21 protein-coding genes are annotated in these 23,165 nt (G+C 65.6%); 18 read left to right on the forward strand and 3 right to left on the reverse strand.

Translation table 11 applies throughout. The features are described 5' to 3' along the window. Positions 1-59 precede the first annotated feature (59 nt). Genes VGN93_RS12635 through VGN93_RS12645 form a run of 3 tightly spaced genes read right to left on the reverse strand, consistent with a single transcriptional unit; the run spans position 60 to position 3,288 of the window. Positions 60-1,115 carry an amino acid ABC transporter permease gene (locus VGN93_RS12635; RefSeq protein ID WP_327507754.1) on the reverse strand — a complete coding sequence of 352 codons (1,056 nt, stop codon included), beginning with the start codon at positions 1,113-1,115 and terminating at the stop codon, positions 60-62. Then, positions 1,112-2,326, reverse strand: coding sequence for an ABC transporter permease subunit (locus VGN93_RS12640; protein WP_327507755.1), 1,215 nt, complete (start codon positions 2,324-2,326; stop codon positions 1,112-1,114). The genes VGN93_RS12635 and VGN93_RS12640 overlap by 4 nt, the downstream gene beginning before the upstream one ends. Beyond that, positions 2,326-3,288: an amino acid ABC transporter substrate-binding protein gene (locus VGN93_RS12645; RefSeq protein ID WP_414714090.1), complete on the reverse strand. Its 963-nt coding sequence runs from the start codon at positions 3,286-3,288 to the stop codon at positions 2,326-2,328. Before VGN93_RS12645 ends, VGN93_RS12640 begins: the two co-directional genes overlap by 1 nt. A 542-nt stretch (positions 3,289-3,830) precedes the next feature. On the opposite strand from VGN93_RS12645, the gene VGN93_RS12650 reads away from it, so the two are divergent. The 18 genes from VGN93_RS12650 to VGN93_RS12735 all read left to right on the forward strand — a co-directional run bounded on the left by VGN93_RS12650 (position 3,831) and on the right by VGN93_RS12735 (position 23,047). Continuing rightward, positions 3,831-4,865, forward strand: coding sequence for an ABC transporter substrate-binding protein (locus tag VGN93_RS12650; RefSeq protein ID WP_327507757.1), 1,035 nt, complete (start codon positions 3,831-3,833; stop codon positions 4,863-4,865). 4 nt (positions 4,866-4,869) lie between these two features. After that, positions 4,870-5,871, forward strand: a complete 1,002-nt coding sequence (locus tag VGN93_RS12655) for an ABC transporter permease (protein ID WP_327507758.1) — start codon at positions 4,870-4,872, stop codon at positions 5,869-5,871. After that, positions 5,871-6,659, forward strand: coding sequence for an ABC transporter ATP-binding protein (locus VGN93_RS12660; RefSeq protein WP_327507759.1), 789 nt, complete (start codon positions 5,871-5,873; stop codon positions 6,657-6,659). The genes VGN93_RS12655 and VGN93_RS12660 overlap by 1 nt, the downstream gene beginning before the upstream one ends. Continuing rightward, entirely contained in the window at positions 6,649-6,948 is a 300-nt protein-coding gene (locus VGN93_RS12665) for a hypothetical protein (protein WP_327507760.1), read from the forward strand. Before VGN93_RS12660 ends, VGN93_RS12665 begins: the two co-directional genes overlap by 11 nt. 26 nt (positions 6,949-6,974) lie before the next feature. Beyond that, a complete protein-coding gene (locus tag VGN93_RS12670) occupies positions 6,975-8,336 on the forward strand; it encodes an O-acetylhomoserine aminocarboxypropyltransferase/cysteine synthase family protein (protein WP_327507761.1) in 1,362 nt (453 codons plus the stop codon). 216 nt (positions 8,337-8,552) lie between these two features. After that, positions 8,553-9,785: an acyl-CoA dehydrogenase family protein gene (locus VGN93_RS12675; RefSeq protein WP_327507762.1), complete on the forward strand. Its 1,233-nt coding sequence runs from the start codon at positions 8,553-8,555 to the stop codon at positions 9,783-9,785. 5 nt (positions 9,786-9,790) lie between these two features. Continuing rightward, entirely contained in the window at positions 9,791-10,864 is a 1,074-nt protein-coding gene (locus VGN93_RS12680) for a methionine ABC transporter ATP-binding protein (protein ID WP_327507763.1), read from the forward strand. Then, positions 10,854-11,513, forward strand: coding sequence for a methionine ABC transporter permease (locus VGN93_RS12685; RefSeq protein ID WP_327507764.1), 660 nt, complete (start codon positions 10,854-10,856; stop codon positions 11,511-11,513). The genes VGN93_RS12680 and VGN93_RS12685 overlap by 11 nt, the downstream gene beginning before the upstream one ends. Positions 11,514-11,532: 19 nt before the next feature. After that, positions 11,533-12,345, forward strand: a complete 813-nt coding sequence (locus tag VGN93_RS12690) for a MetQ/NlpA family ABC transporter substrate-binding protein (RefSeq protein WP_327507765.1) — start codon at positions 11,533-11,535, stop codon at positions 12,343-12,345. A 75-nt stretch (positions 12,346-12,420) separates the two neighbouring features. Next, a complete protein-coding gene (locus VGN93_RS12695; protein WP_327507766.1) occupies positions 12,421-13,686 on the forward strand; it encodes an SfnB family sulfur acquisition oxidoreductase in 1,266 nt (421 codons plus the stop codon). 8 nt (positions 13,687-13,694) lie between these two features. Continuing rightward, positions 13,695-15,089: an LLM class flavin-dependent oxidoreductase gene (locus VGN93_RS12700; protein WP_327507767.1), complete on the forward strand. Its 1,395-nt coding sequence runs from the start codon at positions 13,695-13,697 to the stop codon at positions 15,087-15,089. After that, positions 15,086-16,126 carry an isopenicillin N synthase family dioxygenase gene (locus VGN93_RS12705; protein WP_327507768.1) on the forward strand — a complete coding sequence of 347 codons (1,041 nt, stop codon included), beginning with the start codon at positions 15,086-15,088 and terminating at the stop codon, positions 16,124-16,126. Before VGN93_RS12700 ends, VGN93_RS12705 begins: the two co-directional genes overlap by 4 nt. Positions 16,127-16,180: 54 nt before the next feature. Continuing rightward, entirely contained in the window at positions 16,181-17,029 is an 849-nt protein-coding gene (gene cysE / locus VGN93_RS12710; protein ID WP_327507769.1) for a serine O-acetyltransferase, read from the forward strand. A 148-nt stretch (positions 17,030-17,177) separates the two neighbouring features. Further along, complete coding sequence (locus VGN93_RS12715) at positions 17,178-18,182, forward strand: sugar ABC transporter substrate-binding protein (protein ID WP_327507770.1); 1,005 nt, start codon at positions 17,178-17,180, stop codon at positions 18,180-18,182. A 69-nt stretch (positions 18,183-18,251) separates the two neighbouring features. Beyond that, positions 18,252-19,787 (forward strand): sugar ABC transporter ATP-binding protein, encoded by a 1,536-nt coding sequence (locus VGN93_RS12720; protein ID WP_327507771.1) that lies wholly within the window; start codon positions 18,252-18,254, stop codon positions 19,785-19,787. Next, complete coding sequence (locus VGN93_RS12725; protein ID WP_327507772.1) at positions 19,777-20,823, forward strand: ABC transporter permease; 1,047 nt, start codon at positions 19,777-19,779, stop codon at positions 20,821-20,823. Before VGN93_RS12720 ends, VGN93_RS12725 begins: the two co-directional genes overlap by 11 nt. A 1-nt stretch (position 20,824) precedes the next feature. Continuing rightward, positions 20,825-21,802: an ABC transporter permease gene (locus tag VGN93_RS12730; protein ID WP_327507773.1), complete on the forward strand. Its 978-nt coding sequence runs from the start codon at positions 20,825-20,827 to the stop codon at positions 21,800-21,802. Positions 21,803-21,832: 30 nt separating this feature from the next. Next, complete coding sequence (locus VGN93_RS12735; protein ID WP_327507774.1) at positions 21,833-23,047, forward strand: SfnB family sulfur acquisition oxidoreductase; 1,215 nt, start codon at positions 21,833-21,835, stop codon at positions 23,045-23,047. Positions 23,048-23,165: the final 118 nt, after the last annotated feature.

The following is a 23,165-nucleotide window of genomic DNA, read 5'->3' on the forward strand; positions in this document are numbered from 1 at the left end:
GAAATCTATTCTCTTATGGAACGCCTGCAAGGATTATTCATCGCGCGCCAATCGTCCCGTCATGGCTCGCGCCGGCCGGCCTTCAACCTGTCCTCCAGCCACCGGCTGTAACGGGAGGCTGCAAAGCAGATGACGAAATAGACGGCAGCGACGACGAGATAGGCCTCGTTGTAGAAGCCGAGCCATTTCGGATCGGCGGCGGAGGCGCGGGCGGCGTTGAGAAGGTCGAAGATGCCGATGACCGCCAGCAGCGACGTCGCCAGAAGGAAGCCGATGGCGAGATTGACCATGGCCGGAATGACGATGCGCAGGGCCTGTGGCAGGATGACGAGCTGCTGCGTGCGCCAGTAGGAGAGGCCGAGCGCGGTTGCCGCTTCCGTCTGCCCGCCGGGAATGGCCTGGAGGCCGGCGCGGATGACTTCGGCGATATAGGCGGCCCAGAACAGCGTCACCATGACGATGGCGCGCAGCATCTTGTCGATGGAAAGCCCGTCCGGCAGGGCCATCGGCAGGATCAGCATGGCAACATAGAGGATGCCGACCATCGGCGTGCCGCGCATCAGCTCGATATAGAGCACGGAAAAGGTGCGCAGGCCCCCGAGCTTCGAACGGCGGGCGAGCGCCAGCAGCACGGCGATGGGCGTCGCGGCGGCAAAACACACGGCCCAGACGAAGAGCGTGACCGGCAGGCCGCCCCACTGGTTGGAAGGGATCTGCGTATCGGTGAAGGCGCCCTGCATCAGCAGCCAGCAGGCGAGGATGGTCAGCGGCCAGGCGAAGAGCAGCGGGCGACCCCAGAAGCGCGGCAGCGCACTCAAAGACAGGATGGCCGCGAGAAGCAGGATGACGAGCGTCGGCCGCCATTGCAGGTCGGGCGGGTAGAAAGCGAAGAGGATGAAGCGAAGTTTCGCCGTGACGAAGGCCCAGCAGGCGCCGTCGCGCGTGCAGGCATCCGCATTGCCGGTAAACGTGGCGTCGAGCAAGGCCCAGCGCAACAGCGGCGGCACGACCTGGGACAGCAGCAGCAGCGTCGCAAGCGTAATGAGCGTGTTGGCGCGGGTGCCGAACAGGCCGGTTCTGAGCCCTGTCAGGAGGCGGGCCGGGGCGGCGCTCATCGCACGGTTCCCCTTAGAGCGACGCGGTTGTTATAGGCGTTCATCAGGGCGGAAAGGCTGAGGTTTATCACGAGGAAGGTGCCGATGAGGATGATCAGCGCCTCCATCGACTGGCCGGTCGTGTTGGCTGTCGTGTTGATGATGCTGACGAGGTCGGGAAAGCCGATGGCGACGGCAAGGCTCGAATCCTTGGTGAGGTCGAGATAGCTCGATGTCGTCAGAGGGGTGATGACGCGCAGCGCCTGCGGCAGCACGATGAGGCGAATGATGTGCCCGTCATGCAGGCCGAGTGCGCGCGCCGCCTCCCACTGGCCGCCGCCGACCGACTGGATGCCCGCCCGCACGATCTCCGCGATGAGGGCCGAGAATTTCACGACGAGGCCGGTGAGGAGGGCCGCAAATTCCGGCGAGAGATTGAGGCCGCCGCGAATGTTGAAGCCGGAGAGCGCCGGCACCTCGGCAACGGGCCGCGCACCGGAGAGGACGAGGAAGGCAAGGCTCGCCACGAAGACGACGGCGGTCGCCAGCGCTCCAGAGCGGTGGGTCAGGCGGCCGGAAAGGCGGAGCAGCAGGATGAGGGCAAGACCGAGAGCCGCCGCAAGCGCCAGGGTCGCGAGGAGGCCGAAAGGGCCACCCTCCAGCGACAGCGAGGGCAGGTAGACGCCGCGGCTGGTGAGGAAGACGGTGCCGAAAAGGGCGGAGGCCTGGCGCGGCGCCGGCAGGGCCTTGGCGAGCGACATCCAGAAGAAGAGTTGGAGCAGCAAGGGCGTGTTGCGGGTGATCTCGATGAACCAGCGCACGAGCCCGGACAAAAGCAGGTTGCGCGAAAGCCCGGCAATGCCGATGGCGACGCCGCAGATCGTGGCGAGCAGGCAGCCGAGCAGCGAGACTTTCAGCGTGTTGAGAAGCCCGGCAAGGATCGCCCGCAGATAGGTATCGCCCGCCCGAAACGCGATGGCGCTTTCGCCGATCTCGAAATTGGCCGAACCGGTGAGGAAACCGAAGCCGGGCAGGATGCCGACGCGGGCCATGGTCTCGACCACATTCGCGACGAACAGCGCGCCAAGCGCGGCGAGTGCCACGAGAAAGGCGAGCTGGCCGAATGGCCAGTCGCCCCACCAGACGCGGAATTTGCCCAGGATGCCAGGCCCCAGTATGCCGGGCCTTGGAGGGCCCGGCACGATGGCGTGGAACACGCGTCTGTCGGACATCAGCGGAAGGGCGGCGAATAGAGCAGGCCGCCATTGGTCCACAGGCTGTTATAGCCGCGCTCCCAGCCGAGCGGCTTCAGGTTGCGATCGTAGATCTCGCCGTAATTGCCGAGCGTCTTGATGATGTTGTAGGCCCATTTCGGATCGAGCCCGAGCTCCGTGCCGAAGGACGGATCGACGCCCAGGAAGCGCTGGATGGCCGGATCGTCCGATTCCAGGAATTCGTCGACATTCGCCGAGGTGATGCCCCATTCCTCGGCCTGGATGGTGGCGTTCACCGTCCAGTTGACCAGTTCCAGCCAGCGGTCGTCGCCGCCGGCGATCGCCGGTGCGAGCGGCTCCTTGGACAGGCGCTCGGGCAGGAGCACGTAGTCGTCGGGGTTCTTCAGTTGGGTGCGCTTGCCAACGAGGTCGGAAGAATCCTGCGTGATCGCATCGACACGGCCGGATTCCAGGGCATCGATGAACTGCCCGGTGTCCTCGATGGTGACCGGCGTGAAGGTCTTGCTGGTCTTGCGGAAGAAGTCGGCGACGTTGAGCTCGCCCGTCGTGCCGCTCTGCGCACCGATGGTCGCGCCGTCCAGATCGGCCGCCTTCGTCACGCCGAGGTCCTTGCGCACGAGAATGCCCTGGCCGTCATAGAAGACCGTCGGGCCGAAGTGGAAGCCGAGCTTGAAGGCACGGGTGGTGGTGACCGTCACGCCGGACAGCAGGATGTCGAACTCGCCGCTCTGGAGGGCAGGAAGGCGCTGCTGCGGCGAGGAGGAGGTGAACTCCACCTTGTCCGGCGTGCCGAACACGGCGATCGACAGGGCGCGGCCGAAATCGATGAAGAAGCCCTGCCACTTGCCGTTGCTGTCCGGCGCGAAGAAGCCGGGCGTCGTGCCGACGCCGACCTTGATGGCGCCGCGCTGGTTAATCTTGTCGAGCGTCGGGCCAGCATGGGCGAAACCGGCAAGCATCGTAGTAGCCAGGAAGGCGGCCGCCGCTGCCGACTGGATCGCCCTTCGGAAGGTTTTCTGCACTATCATATTGAAATGTCCCCATTTTCAAAAAGAACCGAGCTTCCGGCGGATGGGCGTAGGGCCGATTGGCGAAAGGTATATTTATATTATCTATAAAATTAGTGTATTTAAGAAACGTGCGTGCCAATTTGTGGGGCAAGGAGGGAAATTGCTTCCCGTGGGATGAGGTTTGAAGAGCCGTTTCGATCCGTTTTCGCGAAAAAAACATCACGGGCGTCTTAAGTCGTCCGGAGCGTGCCGGCCGATTGTGCATGGAGACCTTGCCCCACAAGCGACGTTCACCGGAATTGGGGGGCTGGATCAGAGGGCGCCTATGCAATCTCCGACCCGCCCGATGAAGCCTCCTGAGGACGTCAATCCAAGGGAGCCGCCGTGCGCGGAAGGAAATTCCTCGCGGGCGCCAAGATATAATCCATAAAATCTATAAACTATATATAATACTGTTAATCTGGCTCCATCAATTTCCGAGGGGACCGCCGATGAGCCAGCAATCCGAAACCATCTTCTCCAAAGGCCTTTCGCGCCGCGGCCTGATCAAGGCGGCGGGTGTCACCGCCGTTGCCGCCACGGCCGGTGTAATCGGCGCGCGCTCCACGCGCTACGCCATTGCCGGCAACCTCGTTCCGATCAAGCTGGAATGGACGGAAGTCGCCGCCTGCCATTCTCCCGTTGGTTTCGGCCTTGCCAAGGGCATTTATGCCAAACACGGCCTCGATGTGGAACTGTTCTACCAGGGTGCCAGCGGCCAGACCTTGATCCAGGCGCTCGCCACCCGCAAGGCGGAAGCTGGCCCCGGCCTGCTCTACGATTGGCTGAAGCCGATCGAGCAGGGTTTTGACGTGCGGCTTTTCGCCGGTTCGCATGGCGGTTGCCAGAGCATTCTGGTCAAGCCGGACTCCGACATCAAGACGCTGACGGACCTCAAGGGCAAGACGATCGGCACCTTCGACGTCATGTCGCCCTCGCGCGTCGCCTTCTCGGTGGCGCTCGCCAAGGCGGGCCTCAATCCGGAAACCGACGTCACCTGGAAGGTCTTCCCCTTCGATCTCGTCGCCGAAGGCGTGCTGAAGGGCGAGGCGGACGCCGTCGCCCACATGGACCCCTGGGCCTATTCCTACGAGAAGCAGCACGGCTTTCGCCGCGTCGCGGATACGCAGACCGGCACGTTCAAGGATCGCGTCTGCTGCGTGCTCGGCGTCAACGGCGACTATTATGAAGCAAACAAGGACGCCATCAAGCGCGTGGCGTCGGCAAATCTCGAAATCCACCAGTACACGTCCACGCATCCGGACGAGGTGGCCAAGTGGTATTTCGACACGCTGCGGCCCGGCCTGCCGCTGGAGGACCTGACCGAGGTTCTCGCCTCCTTCACCTACCACGACCACTGGTTCGGCAAGGAGCTGCTGAAGGAAGTGAAGATCGGCTACGAGGATCTCAAGCTGACGGGGGTCATCGACGCCGGCACCGATCCTGACGAGATCGCCAACCGCATCACCATCGACATCTTCGCGTGACCCGATGAGTGCGGCGGTCGAGGAAACATTCGGCGGGGCAGCGCGGCGATCCTTCGCCCTGCCGCCCGGGGGCATCTGGCGCAACGGGCTCTTTGCGGCAGGGACGTGGCTGCTCCTCTCGGCGCTGACCTATGGGCTGCCCGATGTCATCACATGGGGCGCGACGGAATTGTTCGCGGCCGTCACGCTCGTCGGCGCCGGCATATTCCTGGCGCTGTCGGTCTCGGTGCATCGGCTCGGCAGCGCTGGGCGCACGCTCGTGCACTACGGCCCCTGGTTCATCGTGCTCGGGCTCTGGCTTGCGATCTGGGAAGTGCTGACGGCCAAGCTCGGCTGGCTGCCGAAACCCTTCTTCTCGCCGCCGCAGGGCCTGCTGCATGTCTACGTCACGGACTGGGACCGGCTGCTGATCTGCATCGCCTATACCGGACGCCTCTGGGGTCTCGGATTCTTTTCAGGCATCCTCGTCGGCTTTGCCGGCGGTGTGGCGCTCGGCTGGTCGAAGCGGTTCGCCTATTGGGGCATGCCGCTGCTGAAGCTCATCGGCCCGGTGCCGGCGAGCGCCTGGATTCCCTGCACCTTCTTCATCTTCCCCTCGACCTTCCACGCCTCGATCTTTCTCGTGGCGCTCGCCTCCGGCATCCCGGTCGCGATCCTCACGGCGGCGGGCGTCGGCCAGGTGAACCGGTCATATTACGATGTCGCCCGCACGCTCGGGGCGGACAATCGCTTCCTCATCTTCAAGGTCGCGATCCCGGCGTCCCTGCCGAACGTCTTCGTCGGCCTCTTCATGGGGCTCTACTATTCCTTCGCGGTGCTGGTCGTCGCCGAAATGCTCGGCGCCAAGTTCGGGCTCGGCTGGTATCTCCAGTTCAACACGGCCTATTCGGCCTATGCCAATGTCTATGCCGCCCTCATCGTCATGGCCCTGATCTGCGCGGGCTTGGTGCGCCTGCTCTTCGTGGCCCGCGATCGCCTTCTCAACTGGCAGAAGGGGATCCTCTGATGTCGCTCGCCCTTGCGGAGCCTGCGGCCTCCACCAGCATCGCGCTCGACGTCGAGACCGTTTCCCATCGCTATGATGTCGACGGCAAGGATCTTCAGGTTCTCGACGATGTGAGTCTCTCTATCGCGCCCGGCGAATTTGTCGCCCTGCTCGGTCCCTCTGGTTGCGGCAAGTCCACGCTGCTGCGGCTTGCCGCCGGGCTGGAGACGCCCACCACCGGCAGCGTGCGCGAGGACGGCCGGCCGATCGCGGCACCCGACCCCGACCGCATCCTCGTCTTCCAGGACCCGACACTGTTTCCCTGGCGCACCGTGCGCGGCAATATCGCGATCGGGCTTGAAGCCCGCGGCCTCATCCGCGAGCGCGAATACCGCATCGACGAGGTCTTGAAACTGGTCAAGCTGGAAGGCTTTTCCGATTTCTACCCGCACCAGTTGTCCGGCGGCATGGCGCAGCGGGCGGCACTCGCCCGCGCGCTCGTCAACGATCCGAAGCTGCTGCTGCTCGACGAGCCCTTCGGCAAGCTCGACTCGCTGACCCGGCTGCGCATGCAGAACGAGTTGCTCGACCTTTGGAAGAGCGCCGGCTTTACGGCGCTGCTCGTGACCCACGATGTCGAGGAAGCGCTGCTGCTTGCCGACCGGGTCATCGTGCTTTCCGACCGGCCGGCCTCCATCGTCGCGGAAGTGCGTGTCGACCAGTCCCATCCGCGCCGGCGGGATGATGCCGATCTCATTGCACTGCGCCGTTCGCTGCTCGAAAAGCTGGGCATATCCCATGACGTCTAACGGCCGCGCGACCGATTTCATCATTGCCATTGCCGGCTGCGTCTTCGCGCTGCTGGCGCTCGGCTGGTGGTGGCTGATCTTCAGCAAGGTCGTCGAGAACGATTACCTCACCGTCGGCCAGGCCGTGACCTGCATCGCGGGCGCGACCGACCTCTGCTCGCTCGCTCAGGCGCTCTGCACCAACGACCATCTCTACGGCATCCGGTGGTACGCGCCGGAAGCCTTCTGGGCGGCCGCGGCCATTCTCGTCGCGGGCGTTGTTCTATCGGCCCGTCCCTCGCGCGCCTGAGGGCGCCTTATCCAAGGAGAAGCTTCATGACGATCCACCAGTCACCCGAGGTCGCCGAGCAGGATGTCGTCCAGGTCCCGGCTGGAACCGCCACCTTCAAGAGCCGGCATCCGGAGACCATCGCGCTGCATGGCGGCAGCTTCCGCTTCGATCCGACGAGCGGCGCGGTCGCCGTGCCGATCTACCAGACCTCGTCCTTCCAGCTGCCCGGCACGGACGGCGCCGACAAGCTCTTCGCGCTCGAAGCCGCCGGCCATCTCTACACCCGCGTCTCCAACCCGACGCAGGATGCCTTCGAACAGCGTCTCGCCGAGCTGGAAGGCGGTGCAGCGGCGCTGGCGCTCTCCTCCGGCCAGGCCGCCTCGGCCTATGCGATCCTCAACGTGGCGCGGGCGGGCGACAACATCGTCAGTGCGGCCGGCCTCTATGGCGGCACCTGGGCGCTGTTCGCCGCGACGCTGAAAAGCTTCGGCATCGAAACGCGCTTCGTCGATGCATCGGACCCGGAAGCCTTCGAGACGGCGACAGACGAGCGCACGCGCGCCTATTACGCGGAATCCCTGCCGAACCCGAAGCTGGAGGTCTTCCCGATCGCCGAGGTCGCCGCCATCGGCCGCCGCCACGGCATTCCGCTCATCGTCGACAACACGGCCGCACCCCTGATCATTCGGCCGCTGGAACATGGCGCCGCGGTGGTCGTCTATTCGACGACGAAATATATCGGCGGCCACGGCACCTCGATCGGCGGTGCGATCGTCGACAGCGGCACCTTCCCCTGGGCCGAGCATGCCGAGCGCCAGCCGAACCTCAACGAGCCCGATCCGAGCTACCAGGGCAAGACCTGGATCGAGAAGGCCGCGACGATCGCTTTCCATCCCTATATCCTGCGCGCCCGCGCCGTCCTGCTGCGCGATCTTGGCGCGGCGATCAGCCCGCAGAACGCCTTCCAGTTCATCCAGGGTCTCGAAACCCTGCCGCTGCGCCTGCGCCAGCACAATGAGAACGCGGTGAAGGTCGCCGACTATCTCAAGGGCCACGCCAAGGTGGAGCGGGTGATTTTCCCGAAATTCCAGGACGGGACCGCGCAGGCGCGGGCGGAAAAATACTTCAAGCCCGGCTATTTCGGCGCGCTGGTCGGCTTTGAGCTGAAGGGCGGGCGCGAGGCCGGCCGCCGCTTCATCGACAGCCTCCAGCTCTTCTACCATCTCGCGAATATCGGCGACGCCCGCTCGCTGGCGATCCACCCGTCGACGACGACCCATTCGCAGCTTTCGCTGGAGGACCAGCTCGCAACCGGCGTCACGCCCGGCTACGTGCGCCTTTCCATCGGCCTCGAACACCCGGACGATTTGATCGCCGATCTGGAGCGGGCCATCGCGCTGGCCTGACGCCAGCGACCCCTTCGGAGCACGACCCCGGCGCTTCCTCCTCGCGCCGGGGTTTTGCGTTCCGGGCGTGACATCTCAGCAAAAAGAAATGCCATTCCCTTTTATAATATATAAAAAAGATAGAATTTCTGTATTTGAGCCGGGCAAACGCTACTCTCGCCGTCAATTCCAAGCGTGACGGGCCTTTCGCCTGTTCACGGCAGCGATGAGTAGACAATGACGCAGATCGACGATGCCTGGGGCGCTGGTCCCGGAGAAGACTACGAGGCGCTTGCCGCGCCGTTCCGGCCGATTTTCGCTGAAATCGCCGACCGCGCCACGGAGCGTGACCTTGTGCGCGACCTGCCGCACGAGGCGATCCGCCGCCTGAAGGAGGCGGGCTTTGGCGCCGTGCGCCTTCCGGTCGCCGATAGCGGCAAGGGTGCCAGCCTGCCGCAGTTCTTCAACCTGCTCGTTGAGCTTTCCGAGGCCGATTCGAACATCACGCAGGCCCTGCGCGGCCATTTCGGCTTCACCGAGGATATCCTGAACACCAAGGATGCCGAGCGGCGCGCCCTCTGGGTCGGCCGCATTGCGCGCGGCGAGATCACGGGCAATGCCTGGAGCGAGATCGGCACCGGTGCGGCCCTTGAACGCTTCGCCACCAATGTCGCCGAGAAGGACGGCAGGCTCGTCCTCAATGGTGCGAAATACTATACGACCGGCTCGTTCTTCGCCGATTGGATCGATGTCGGCGCGTCGAATTCCGATGGAGAAGGCATCTCCGTCGCGGTGCGGCGCGAGGCCGAGGGTGTCGATGTGATCGACGACTGGGACGGTTTCGGTCAGACGCTGACGGCGAGCGGCACGACCACCTTCCGCGATGTGGCGGTCCAGCCGGAAGACGTCATCATCGATGACGATCGCTTCAAATACAGCGCGGCCTTCTACCAGCTCGTGCATCTCGCCACGCTCGCCGGCATCGGCCGGGCGATTACGGGCGATGTGGCAAAGGCAGTGGCGGAGCGCCGCCGCACTTACACCCACGCCGCCGCCGCGCGCTCCAGCCAGGACCCGCAGGTGCTGCAGGTCGTCGGCCGCATCCGCGCCGCCGCCTATGCCGCAAGCGCCATCACCCTTCAGGCGGCGGCCAGCGTCCAGCGCGCCTACGACGCCCATTTCAATAACGATGCCGAGGCCGAGGAAAAGGCGAATGCGATCGCCGAACTGGAGGCCGCGCAGGCCCAGACCGTCGTCTCGGACCTGATCCTCGACGCATCGACCCTGCTTTTCGATGCGCTCGGCGCGTCCGCGACGAAGAAGCCGGCGGGTCTCGACCGGCACTGGCGCAATGCCCGCACGCTCGCCTCGCACAATCCGCGCATCTACAAGCACCGCATCATCGGTGATTTCGCCGTCAACGGCACGCCGCCGCCCTATCAGTGGCGCATTGGCGCGAGCGCGGGCTGACGGCGATGATCAGGCTCGAGGGCATCACCAAAAGCTTTGCCGGCAAGGATGGTTTGGTTGCCGCGCTCGACGGCATCGACCTCGTGGTCGCCAAGGGCGAGATCTTTGGCATCATCGGCTCCTCCGGGGCGGGCAAATCGACGCTGGTGCGCCTCATCAATCTTCTGGAGCGCCCGACGGGCGGCGAGGTCTTCGTCGCGGGCGTGCGGGTGACGGACGCCAAGGGCCAGCGCCTGCGCGAGCTTCGCCGCTCGATCGGCATGATCTTCCAGCATTTCAACCTGTTGAGTGCGCGCACCGTCGCCGGCAATGTCGCCTATCCACTGGAACTCACCGGTGAGTTTGGCAAGATCGAGATCGCCGAGCGGGTGGCGGCGCTGCTCGCCCGCGTCGGGCTCACCGAGCACGCCCACAAATATCCCCGCCAGCTTTCCGGCGGCCAGAAGCAGCGCGTCGGCATTGCACGGGCGCTTGCCTGCGAGCCGCAGGTGCTGCTCTGCGACGAGGCGACGAGCGCGCTCGACCCGCAGACGACGGGCTCCGTGCTCGACCTGCTGCGCCAGATCAACCGCGAGCTCGGCGTCACCATCGTGCTCATCACCCATGAGATGGACGTCATCCGCCGCACCTGCGACCGCGTCGCCGTGCTCGATCGCGGCCGCGTCGTGGAGGAGGGGCCGGTGACCGACGTCTTCCTGCATCCGCGCCATTCTGCAACGCTGCGGCTGGTGCGCGAGGCGGAGCCCGATGGCGGTTCGCTGGATGCCGTCGCCGTGTCCGACCTCGGCGGCCGCACCGTTCGGCTCACCTTCACGGGGCCGGCCGCACACAAGCCGATCCTCGGCCGTATCGCGCGTGAGAATCTTGTCGACTACAGCATCCTCGGCGGCCGCATCGGGCATATTCGCGAGACGCCCTATGCGCAGTTCGTCGTGTCGTTGAGCGGTCGCGACGTGGCGGGCGCCATTGCCGGCCTGCGCGCCAGCGGCGTCGATGTGGAATTGCAGGGCGGGGCGCTTGCCGAGGAGCTTCCCGTCGTGCCGCCCCGCCTTCAGGAAAGGCCGCTTCATGTCGTTTGAAAACCTCTATTGGGGCGATATCGGCGCGGCACTCGGCCAGACGCTGGCCATGGTCGGCGGCGCGCTGCTGCTCACCGTTCTCGTCGGCCTGCCGCTTGGCATCCTGCTGTTCCTCACCGGCCGCCAGCAGCTGTTCCAGGCGCCGGTCGCCTATGGCGGCCTGTCCTTCGTGCTGAACATCATCCGTTCGGTGCCGTTCATCATCCTGCTCATCGTGCTGATGCCGGTCACGGTGCTGGTCACCGGCACCTCGCTCGGCATTCGCGGCGTCATCTTCCCGCTCGTCGTCGGCACGTCGCCCTTCTTCGCGCGGCTCGTCGAGACGGCGCTACGCGAGGTCGACCGCGGCATCATCGAGGCGAGCCTTGCCATGGGCGCTTCGACCTCGCAGACGATTTTTCGCGCCGTGCTGCCCGAAGCTCTGCCGAGCCTCTTGGCCGCCGTCACCGTCACCGCGATCGTGCTCGTCGATTACACGGCCATGTCTGGCGCCATCGGCGGCGGCGGGCTCGGGGATCTGGCGATCCGTTACGGCTACCACCGTTTCCAGACGGAAATCATGCTGGTCTGCGTCGCGATCCTCATCGTCTTCGTCCAGCTCATCCAGGCGAGCGGCAACCGGCTCGTCACCCGCTTTTCCCGCAAATAACCCGCAATAGGAGGACCATATGCGCATTCTGAAATCGCTTGCCCTTGCCGCCGCCTTGGCGCTCGCCGCCTCTGGCGCCGCCAAGGCGGATGAAACCCTCGTCGTCGGCGCCACCGCCATCCCGCACGCCGAGATCCTCGAATTCGTCAAACCGATCCTCGCCAAGGACGGCCTCGACCTCGATATCCGCGTCTTCACCGATTACATCCAGCCGAACGCCCAGCTCGTCTCCGGCGAACTCGACGCCAACTACTACCAGTACCGGCCGTTCCTGAACGACTACAACAAGCAGCGCGGCACGGAACTCGTGCCGATCGTGCCTGTGCATATCGAGCCTTTCGTCGCCTATTCGACGAAGATCGACGCGGTCGACAAGCTCGAGGACGGTGCCACGGTCGCCATCCCGAACGATCCGGTCAATGGCGGCCGCGGGCTGCTGCTGCTTCAGAAGCTCGGCCTCATCAAGGTCTCCGGCAAGCCGGAACTGACCTCGCCGGACGACGTGCTGCCGACCATCAAGGACATCACCGAAAACCCGAAGAACCTGAAGATCGTCGAACTCGAATCCGCGCTCCTGCCGCGCGCGCTCGGCGAGGTCGATCTGGCCGCGCTCAACGGCAACTACGTCTTCGAGGCGAAGCTCGACATCTCCAAGGCGTTGCTCATCGACCGCGGCCAGGACGGCTACAACGTCTGGAGCGAATATCTCGTGACGCGCCCGGAGACCAAGGACGACGCGCGTGTCGCCAAGCTCGCCAAGGTGCTGAACAGCGAGGAGACCCGGGCGTTCATCGAGGAGCGCTACAAGGGGCAAGTGGTCGCCGCCTTCTGAACATCCAGTCCTTCGCCGCCGGGTGCGCGCTGTCGCAGCCCGGCCCATTCTTTCCGACCTGACGACGGCTGCACCATGACTCTGAGCAATGCGACTGCAAGAAGCCTCCCCACCGATCCGGCACCGGGCGAACCGGGCTGGGTGCCCAACCCGCCGGTTGTCGCCGCGCATGTCATCCGTGACGATGCGGAGGCGATCGCCGTTGCAGAGCAGCTGAGGCCGCTCTTTGCCGCCGAGGCGAAGGAGCGCGACCGCGAGCGCCTTCTGCCGTTCCGGGAGGTGGACCTGTTTTCGCAGAGCGGGCTGTGGGGCATCACCATTCCCAAGGCCTATGGTGGCGCTGGCGTCTCGCAGGTCACGCTGGCAAAGGTTTTTGCGACGCTTGCGGCCGGCGATCCCTCGCTGACGCAGATCGCGCAGAACAGTTTCGAGATCATCGACGTCATCCGCCAGACGGCGAGCGAAGAGCAGAAACGTGAACTTTTCGGCGCCGTGCTCGCCGGCAAACGTCTCGGAAATGCCTTCTCCGAATTCGGCGGCAAGAATGTCGAGACCTTCGAGACGAAGCTCGTGCGCAAGGGCGAGCATTTCGTCGTCTCCGGCCGCAAGTTCTATTCGACGGGTGCGCTCTTTGCCCATCTCGTGCCGATCGTCGCGCTGGATGAGGAAGGCCATGTCGTCGTCGCCGTCGCCGATCGCGATGCCGAGGGGCTGGAGGTCGTCAACGACTGGTCGGCCTTCGGCCAGCGCACCACGGCAAGCGGCACGGTCATCCTCGACGCGGTGGCGATCCCGGCGAGCCGGGTGCTGCCGGCCCATATCGTCTACGAGAACCAGAGCGCCGTCGGCCCGCAGAGCCAGCTCATCCACGCGGCGATCGATGCCGGCATTGCGCGCGGCGCGATCGACGCGACGATCGATCTCGTGCGCAACCATGCAAGGCCATGGATCGACAGCGGTGCCGACCGGGCGGCGGACGATCCCTATACGATCGCCGCGATCGGCGACTTGAAGATCCGCCTGCACGCCGCCGAGGCGCTGCTAGAGCGCGCCGGCCGGCAGCTCGACGAGACGATTGCCGACGTCAACGACGAGACGATCGGCAAGGCGAAGATCGCCGTTGCCGAGGCCAAGGTGCTGACGACGGAAGTGGCGCTTGCCGCCGCCAACAAGCTCTTCGAACTCGCCGGCACCCGCTCGACGCTCGGCACCCACAATCTCGACCGCTTCTGGCGCGATGCGCGCACGCACACGCTGCACGATCCCGTGCGCTGGAAGTTCCACGCGGTGGGCCAATATTACCTCAACGGCGTGCAGCCGCCGCTGCATTCCTGGATCTGATCGCGGCTATGCCAAAGGAAATCCTGCTCAACGCGTTCAACATGAACTCCGTCGGCCATATCAACCATGGCCTGTGGACCCATCCGCGCGACCAGTCGCATCGCTATACGCGGCTCGACTACTGGACATCGCTGGCGGCGACGCTGGAGCGCGGCCTGTTCGACGGCCTGTTCCTGGCGGATATCGTCGGGGTCTATGACGTCTACCAGCAGTCCGTCGACCTGACCTTGCGCGAATCCGTCCAGCTTCCGGTCAACGATCCGCTGATGCTGGTCTCGGCCATGGCGGCGGTGACCAAGGGGCTCGGCTTCGGCGTCACGGTCAATGTACAGGCCGAAGAACCTTACATCTTCGCCCGGCGCATCTCGACGCTCGATCACCTGACGGACGGCCGCATCGGCTGGAACATCGTGACCGGCTATCTCGACAGCGCTGCCCGTGCGGTGGGCGAGAAGGCGCTCGGCGAGCACGATACGCGCTATGACCGGGCGGACGAATGCCTCGACCTGCTCTATGCGCTCTGGGAAGGCAGTTGGGACGACGACGCCGTGCTGCGCGATCGCAAGGCGCGCCTCTATGCCGACCCGTCGCGTGTGCGAAAAATCCGGCACGAGGGCACCTATTACCGAGCCGAGGGCTATCACCTGAGCGCGCCGTCGCGGCAGCGCACGCCGGTGATCTACCAGGCGGGCACATCGGGCCGCGGCCGCACCTTTGCCTCGCGCCACGCCGAATGCGTCTTCATCTCCTCGCCGGACACCACCGTCGCCCGCGCCGCATCCCGTGGGATCCGCCAGGGCGCGGTCGAGGCGGGCCGGCGGGCGGAGGACGTGCGCATCTTTGCCGGCATCACCGTCGTCGTCGACCGGATGGAAAAGGCGGCGCAGGAGAAGTACGAAGAGTATGTGCGCCATGCGAGCCCGGAGGCAGGCCTTGCCCATTTCTCCGCCGGCACAGGCATCGACTTCTCCGAGTACGAGCTCGACGAGCCGATCACCTACGGCAAGGGCAATTTCGTGCAGACCTCCGTCGATCTCGCGCGCGAACGCGGCTGGACGAAGCGCAGCATCCTGTCCGGCATGGCGCTCGGTGGGCGTTATCCGCTGATCGTCGGCGATCCAAAGCAGGTTGCGGACGTGCTGGAGGCGTGGATCGACGAGGGCGAGATCGACGGCTTCAACCTTGCCCGCACCGTGACGCCGGAAAGCTACGAGGATTTCGTCGACCTCGTGGTGCCCGTGCTGCAGGAGCGCGGCCGCTACAAGACCGGCTATGGCGCGGGAAGCCTGCGCAATCGTCTGTTCGGCGCGGGCGACCGGCTGCCGGACCGTCATCCCGCCGCGGGTTTTCGCAAGGGCGACAGCGCCGCGCCCAACACATTCATCCGAGGAGCAAGATCATGACCATTCACACCAAGCCCACCCACCTGCCGACGATCGACTTCTCGCGCTTCTACGGCAGCCCCGCCGAGCGCGACGGCTTCGTCAAGGAACTGACCCGCGTCCTGCACGATCACGGCTTCTTCTACCTGACCGGCCACGGCGTGCCGCAGAGCCTGATCGACGAGGTGCTCGCCGTTTCCAAGCGCTTCTTCGCGCTGCCGGAGGCGGACAAGCTCGCGATCGAAATGGTGAACACGTCGCATTTCCGTGGCTACAACCGCGCCGGCTACGAGCGCACCTGTGGCGAACAGGACTGGCGCGAGCAGCTCGACATCAACACGGAAGGCGAGCCGGTCGAGGCCGGCCCGGACACGCCGTGGAACCGGCTCTACGGCCCGAACCAGTGGCCGGAGGCCCTGCCGGAGCTGAAGCCGCTGCTGCTGCGCTACCAGGCGGAAGTCACCCGCATCGGCATCGATGTCCTGAAGGCGATCGCGCTGTCGCTCGGCCAGCCGGAAAACGCTTTCGCCGATATCTACGAGCCGTCGCCCTCGCAGCTCCTGAAGATCATCCGCTATCCCGGCCGCGATGCCGCCGGCAGCGATCAGGGCGTGGGTGCGCATAAGGACGGTGGTTTCGTCACGGTTCTGCTTCAGGATACGACGCCGGGTCTGCGCATCCGCACGGAGGAGGGCGAGTGGATCGAGGCTCCTCCCGTGCCCGGCACCTTCGTCATCAACAGCGGCGAGCTGCTGGAGCTGGCGACCAACGGTTTTGTGCGCGCGGACGTGCACGGTGTCGTCACGCCGCCCTCCGGCACGGAGCGTTTCTCTGTCGCCTTCTTCCTCGGCGCCCGCTACGACGCGACGATCCCGGTCATTCCGCTGCCGGAGGAGCTGAAGCGCGGCGAGCGCGGCGTGACGGTCGATCCGCTCAACCCGATCTTCCGCGAGGTCGGCATCAATCACCTGAAGAGCCGCCTGCGTTCCCATCCCGACGTCGCGGCGAAACATCATCCCGACCTGCTCCATCTCCTGGAAAAGCCGGTGAAGGCCTGAACCCTTCGCCCGCCCGGCAAGGGCGGGCGTTTCTCTTTTGCGTGAGGCAGGACCATGTCCGGACAGGAAAGCAACATCGTCCTCCTCCCGGTGGAGGACGCGTCCCGCCGCGAGGTGGCGGCCCTCTGGGAGACGCTTCGGCGGGAGGCGGCCGCCGCCGTCCATCGCGATCAGGCGCTGGCCCGCGCGATGAACTCGGCCGTGCTGATGCATTCAAGCTTCGGCCATGCGCTCTCGCACCGCCTGGCCATCAAGCTTGCCGATCACGATGTCGACCGCGACGAACTGCTGGCGCTGATCTACGGCGCCTATACGGACAAGCCGGGCCTGCTGGGTGCTGCCGCCGCCGATCTCCAGGCGGTGAAGGACCGCGATCCGAGCAACACGGAGGTGCTGACACCCTTCCTCTACTTCAAGGGCTTTTCCGCCCTGCAAGGCCACCGCGTCGCCCATTGGCTCTGGACGACCGGCCGCGGCCATCTCGCCCGGCACATCCAGAGCCGGATTTCCGAAATCTTCTCCATCGACATCCATCCGGCCGCCGTCATGGGGCGCGGCATCATGCTCGATCACGGCAGCGGGCTGGTCATCGGCGAGACGGCCGTCGTGGAGGACGAGGTCTCGATCCTCCAGAACGTCACGCTCGGCGGCACCGGCAAGGACATGGGCGACCGCCATCCGAAGGTGCGCCGTGGCGCGCTGATCGGTGCCGGCGCGAAGGTGCTCGGCAATATCGAGGTAGGCATCGGCGCCAAGATCGGCGCCGGCAGCGTCGTCGTCGCACCGGTGGCACCCTATACATCGGTGGTCGGTGTTCCCGCCCGCCCGGTCGGCAAGCCGCATACCGCGCTGCCGGGCATCACGATGGACCAGACGCTGAGCGAGCCGGAATACATCATCTGAGCGCGCGGCTTGTGCCGGATGTCGGCGTGCCCTTCGGCAAGCGGATTATTTTCACGAGCCCCCGCGATTTGGAAAATTCTGCCTGTCCTGCGCCAATAATGCATCTAATTTATAGATTATATCATTAAACGCATGGATGGGGACCACCATGACTGACGAACGCACCGCCGGCGTGAACCGCCGCAACCTCCTGAAACTCACCGCCGTCGCTGGCGTCGTCGCCGGTGCAGAGCTCCTGTCCGCGCGCTCGGCGTCGGCCGCGGGCGAGCTTTCTCTCAAGGGCAAGCGCATCGGCATCAGCGCGACCGGCACCGACCATTTCTTCGATCTCCAGGCCTACAATGCCCAGATCGAGGAGGTGAAGCGCCTCGGCGGCGAACCGATCGCGGTCGATGCCGGCCGCAATGACGGCAAGCTCGTCTCCCAGCTCCAGACGCTGATCGCCCAGAAGCCCGATGCCATCGTCCAGCTGCTCGGCACGCTGAGCGTCATCGACCCGTGGCTGAAGAAGGCGCGCGAGGCGGATATCCCGGTCCTGACCATCGACGTCGGCTCGGTGAACTCGATCAACAACGCGACCTCGGACAATTGGGGCATCGGCAAGGATCTCGCGCTCCAGCTCGTCTCGGATATCGGCGGCGAGGGCAATATCGTCGTCTTCAACGGCTTCTACGGTGTGACGCCCTGCGCGATCCGCTACGACCAGCTCGTCAATGTCGTCAAATATTTCCCGAAGGTGCAGATCATCCAGCCGGAACTGCGCGATGTGATCCCGAACACGGTGCAGGATGCCTTCACACAGATCACGGCGATCCTCGCCAAATATCCGGAAAAGGGCTCGATCAAGGCCATCTGGTCGGCCTGGGACATCCCGCAGCTCGGCGCCACGCAGGCCCTCACGGCCGCCGGCCGCACCGAGATCAGGACCTACGGTGTCGACGGCAGCCCGGAAGTGTTGCAGCTCGTCGCCGACCCGAATTCGCCGGCCGCCGCCGACGTTGCCCAGCAGCCGGCCGAACTCGGCCGCGTGGCGATCCAGAACGTCGCCCGCTACCTCGCCGGCGAGACCCTGCCGCGCGAGACCTATGTGCCGGCGCTGCTCGCCAACAAGCAGACCGTTGGCGAAGTGTCGAAGAAGCTCGGCATCGGCTGAACCTTTTGACGGCGGACCGCGGCCGATCGGCCGCGGTCCCTCCGGTTTCTCGATGCAGGGAATATGACGATGGTGGATGCGGTAGAGAACGGCGGCGACGCGATCCTTCGTTTCGAAGGGATCGTCAAGCGGTTCGGCGGTGCGGCAGCCCTTTCCGGCGCGTCGCTCACGGTGCGGCGCGGCACGGTGCATGGCTTGGTCGGCCAGAACGGCGCCGGCAAGTCGACGCTGATCAAGCTCCTGGCCGGCCTGCACCGGGCGGACGAGGGCACGATCGAGATCGACGGCAAGGGCTATGACCGGCTGACGCCGCATCTTGCCGAGGCGCTCGGCATCCACTTCATCCACCAGGACCGCCTGCTGGTGCCGACCTTCACGGTCGGCGAAACGCTCTTCCTCGGCCGCGAGCCGCGCATTGCCGGCACGCCCTTCCTCGACCGCGCGGCGATGCGCCGGAAGGCGGCGGAGCTGCTCGATCGTTATTTCGGCCTGCAATTGCCCGCCTCGGCCCTCATCGCGGATCTTTCCGCGGCCGAAAAGCAGATCGTGCAGATCACGCGGGCGCTGATCGCCAATCCAAAAGTGCTGGTCTTCGACGAGCCGACGGCGGCGCTCGTGCGGCGCGAGGCGGATCTTCTCTTCCGGCTCATCCGGCGTCTCAGCGAAGAAGGCATCACCATCCTCTATATCTCGCACTATCTCGGCGAGATCGTCGATCTCTGCGACACCGTGACGGTGCTGCGCAACGGCCGCGACGTCGCGACCCTGCCGGTAGCCGAAACCTCGGCATCGAAGATCGGCGCGCTGATGGTCAACCGCGCGATCGGCGAGCTCTATCCAAAGCCGCAGGTCACGCCCGGCGAGACGCTGTTGCAGGTGGAAAACCTGGCACTCGCCGACCGCTACGACGAGGTGTCCTTCACGCTGCGCCGGGGCGAGGTGCTGGGGCTCACCGGCCTCGTCGGCTCGGGCGCCAAGGAGGTCGTGCGCACGCTCTTCGGGCTCGACCGTCCGACCGGCGGCACCGTCTCGGTCAAGGCCGAGGCCGTCTTTGCCACCGATCCGGCGAAGGCCACGGCAAAACGCCTCGCCCTCGTGCCGGAAGACCGCCGCCGCGACGGCGTGGCGCTCGATCTTGCGGTGACGGAGAACACCACGCTCGCCAGCCTCGGCCGGTTTTCCCGCGGCCTTATCGACCGCGGCGCCGAGCGGCGCCAGACCGAGGACCTCGTCAAGCGGCTGGAGATCAAGACCGACGGTATCGATGCGCTTGTGCGCACGCTTTCCGGCGGCAACCAGCAGAAGGTGGCGATCGCCAAATGGCTGAGCCGCCAGTCGGAAATCTACCTGCTGGACGAGCCCACCGTCGGCGTCGACATCGCCGCCAAGGTCGAGATCTACCGGCTGATCGGCGAGCTTGCCGAGCGCGGCGCGGGCATCCTCGTGCTCTCCTCCGACATCGAGGAACTGCTCGGCATCACCGACCGGGTCCTCGTCTTCTTCCGCGGCCGGGTGACGCGGGAATTCATCTCTTCCGAAACGAGCCCCGATCAGGTCCTCACCGACGTGACGGGCGCCCACGAGACGCTGCGCCATGCTGGTTGATGCCCCCTATATTCCGCCCTCTGTGTTCGGGCTCGAAGAGAAAACGTCCCCGGAGCCTGATAAGCCCGGCCCGGCGCTCGGGCGACGGCTGGCGACGCTTGCGCTTCGTGGCGGTTCGCTCGCCGTCTTTGCCGGCGTGCTGGTGTTCTTCTCCATATCAGCACCGTTCTTCCTGACGGTCGGCAATATCGGCAACGTGCTCGGCCAGTCCGCCATTGCCGGGGTGCTGGCGATCGGCCTCACCATCGTGGTCATCGCGGGCGGCTCGAACGTCGTCAGGGGCGGCATCGACCTGTCGCTTGCCGCCAATATGGGCCTCAGCGCCGCCGTCTATGCGACGCTCTCGCAAGCGGGGCAGGGCGACGCGGTGGCGATCCTCGGGGCGCTCGGCACGGGGCTTGCGATCGGCGCGGTCAATGCCGCAGCGGTGACGCTCGCCGGCATCGTGCCGCTGCTGGCGACGCTTGCCGTGATGAATGTCGTGGCCGGCCTCGAACTCGTGCTGACCCAGAACACTGTCGTGCCGGCTTCGGGCGAATTCCTTTCGACGCTTTCCGCAAGCGGCCCATTCGGCGTTCCCGTCCTCGCCTATGTCCTGCTCGGTTTCACGCTGTTCGTCGCGGCCATCGTACAATATACGCCGCTCGGCCTCAGGCTCTATGCGGTCGGCGAATATCCCGATGCGGCGCGCGCCGCCGGTCTGCCGGTCCGCTCCTTCGTCGCCGGCTCGTTCCTCGCAAGCGGCCTTTGCGGTGGCTTCGCCGGCATCCTGTCGGTGTCCTATCTCAGCGGCAGCACGACGGGCGCGGGCGAGATGCTGCTGCCGGTCGTCGTGACGGCGCTGCTCGGCGTGGTGTTTTCCCGCCGGCTGGTGCCGACGATCACCGGAACCTTGCTGTCTGCACTCTTCGTCGGCTTCCTCATCAACGGCTTCCAGCTTCTCAACATTTCCAGCACGCTGGTGAGCGGCGTGCAGGGCCTGCTGATCCTGCTCGTGGTGTCCGCCACCACGCTGCTGCGCCGGGAGACGATCTGATATGGCAACGGCATCCCTCTCGGCCTTCACACGCGGCATCGGTCGTTATGCGCTGGTCGCGGCCCTTGCCGCCGTCTTCGCCACCTTCGCGGCGCTTGCCCCGGGCTTCCTCTCCGGCGCCAATCTGGTCAGCGTGCTGGTGAACAATTTCGCGCTGCTCGCCATCGTCGCCGTCGCCATGACCTTCGCCGTCTCGGCCGGCGGCATCGACCTGTCGGTCGGCACGGCCATCGATTTTGCGAGCTTCGCCTTCGTCTCCCTCGTTCTTGCCGGGCAGCCGATCCCGCTGGCAGCCCTCGGCGGGCTTGCCGGCGGGGCTCTCGTCGGCCTGTTCAATGCCGTGCTGATCGCCGGCATCGGCATTTCGCCCTTCCTCGCCACGCTCGGCACGCTGTTCGTCGGCCGCAGCGTGCAGCAATTGCTGACGAACGGCGGCAATCCGGTCTACCTGCCGCCCGCCGGCGTGCCGGAGGCCTTCCGGTTCCTCGGCCACGGCTCGGTTGCCGGCCTTCCCGTGCCGCTGCTGGTCGCCGCCCTCGTGATTGCCGGCGCCTGGCTCGTCCTGTCGCGCACGCGTTTCGGCCGGGTGGTGCTCGCCACCGGCATCCAGGCGAGTGTCGTGCGCTATTCCGGCATCCGGCTGTCGCGCGTCACCGCCGCCACCTATGTGCTGGTCTCGGCCATATCAGCGATTGTCGGGCTGATCCTCACCTCGACGGTGACCGTCTACATCCCGTCCTCCGGCAATGCCTTCCTGCTTAACGCCATCGGCGCCACCTTCATCGGCACGACGTTCGATCCGCATGGCCGGCCGAACGTCCCGGGCACGGTGCTCGGCGTGCTGCTGCTCGGCGTCGTCGCCAACGGCCTGCTGCTCTCCGGCCTGAACTTCTACTGGCAGCAGGTCGGCACCGGGCTCCTCATCTTCTCGGTCCTTGCCATCGGCTTCGCCAACCGCAAGGCCGCCGCCCGGGCGTAAGCCCGGCAGCCTCTCTCGAAAGGAACGATCATGAGCAGCGTTACCCAGCTCGCCCAACCCCAGCAGACCGCCCACCGCATCGCGAGCGAAGAGGAAGCGCTCTCCGTCGCGCGCACACTTGCCGACGAGTTCGCAAACGGCGCGAGCCGGCGCGACTATGAGCGTGCGCTTCCCTATGAGGAGCTCGACCGGCTCTCCGCCTCCGGCCTGCTCGCCATCACGGTGCCTTCCGACTATGGCGGCATCGACGTGTCGAATGTGGTGCTCGCCGAGGTTACGGCCATTCTCTCAGAAGCCGACAGCTCGATCGGCCAGATCCCGCAGAACCATTTCTACATTCTCGAAGCGCTCCGTCACGACGGCAGCGAGGCGCAGAAGCGGTTCTATTTTGGCCGGGCGCTGGCCGGCGACCGCTTCGGCAATGCGCTCTCCGAGGTCGGCACCAAGACCGTCGGCAACTACAACACGCGGATCACGCCTGATGGCGCGGGCTTCCGCATCAACGGGCGGAAATTCTATTCGACGGGCGTGCTTTTCGCCCATTGGGTGGTGATCTTTGCACTCGACGGCGAGGAGCGGCTGACCATGTCCTTTGCACCGCGCGAGACGGAGGGCATCGAGATCGTCGACGACTGGGACGGCTTCGGCCAGCGTACGACCGGCAGCGGCACGACGATCCTGCGCGACGTCTATGTGCCGGCCGATGCCGTGGTCCAGCACCAGAAGGGTTTCGAGCGCCCCGGCACGATCGGCTCGGTCGGGCAGATCATCCATGCCGCCGTCGACCTCGGCATCGCCCGGGCGGCGCTGAAGGAAACCATCGGCTTCGTGCGCGACAAGGCGCGGCCCTGGACGGATAGCGGTGTCGAGCGTGCGGCGGACGATCCGCTGACGATTTCGCGCATCGGCGAACTCGCCATCCGCATCGAGGCCGCCGAGGCGACGCTGGAGCGGGCAGGGCGCAGGGTCGACCAGGCGCAGGTCAGCCTCAGCCAGGAAAATTCCGTGGCGGCGACCCTTGCGGTGGCCGCGGCCAAGGTGCTGACCACGGAACTCGCCATCGACGCGACGAACGTGCTGTTCGAGCTTGCCGGAACCGCCGCCACGAAACGCGGCCTCAATCTCGAACGTCACTGGCGCAATGCGCGCACCCATACGCTGCACGACCCGGTGCGCTGGAAATACCACGTCGTCGGCAACTATCACCTGAACGGCGTCACGCCGCCGCGAAACGGCGCGCTCTAGAGTTTTCGTTTGTCTTTTCGGGAAAACCGGATTCCACTTTTCCCTGACAAACTCTGACATCCAACCCTCGTGGTGGGGGGTGGTCGCCTGGCCGCAATCCTTCGGGATTGCGGCCCTT

The sequence above is a fragment of the Shinella sp. genome (genome assembly GCF_035998705.1).
Classification (GTDB): domain Bacteria; phylum Pseudomonadota; class Alphaproteobacteria; order Rhizobiales; family Rhizobiaceae; genus Shinella.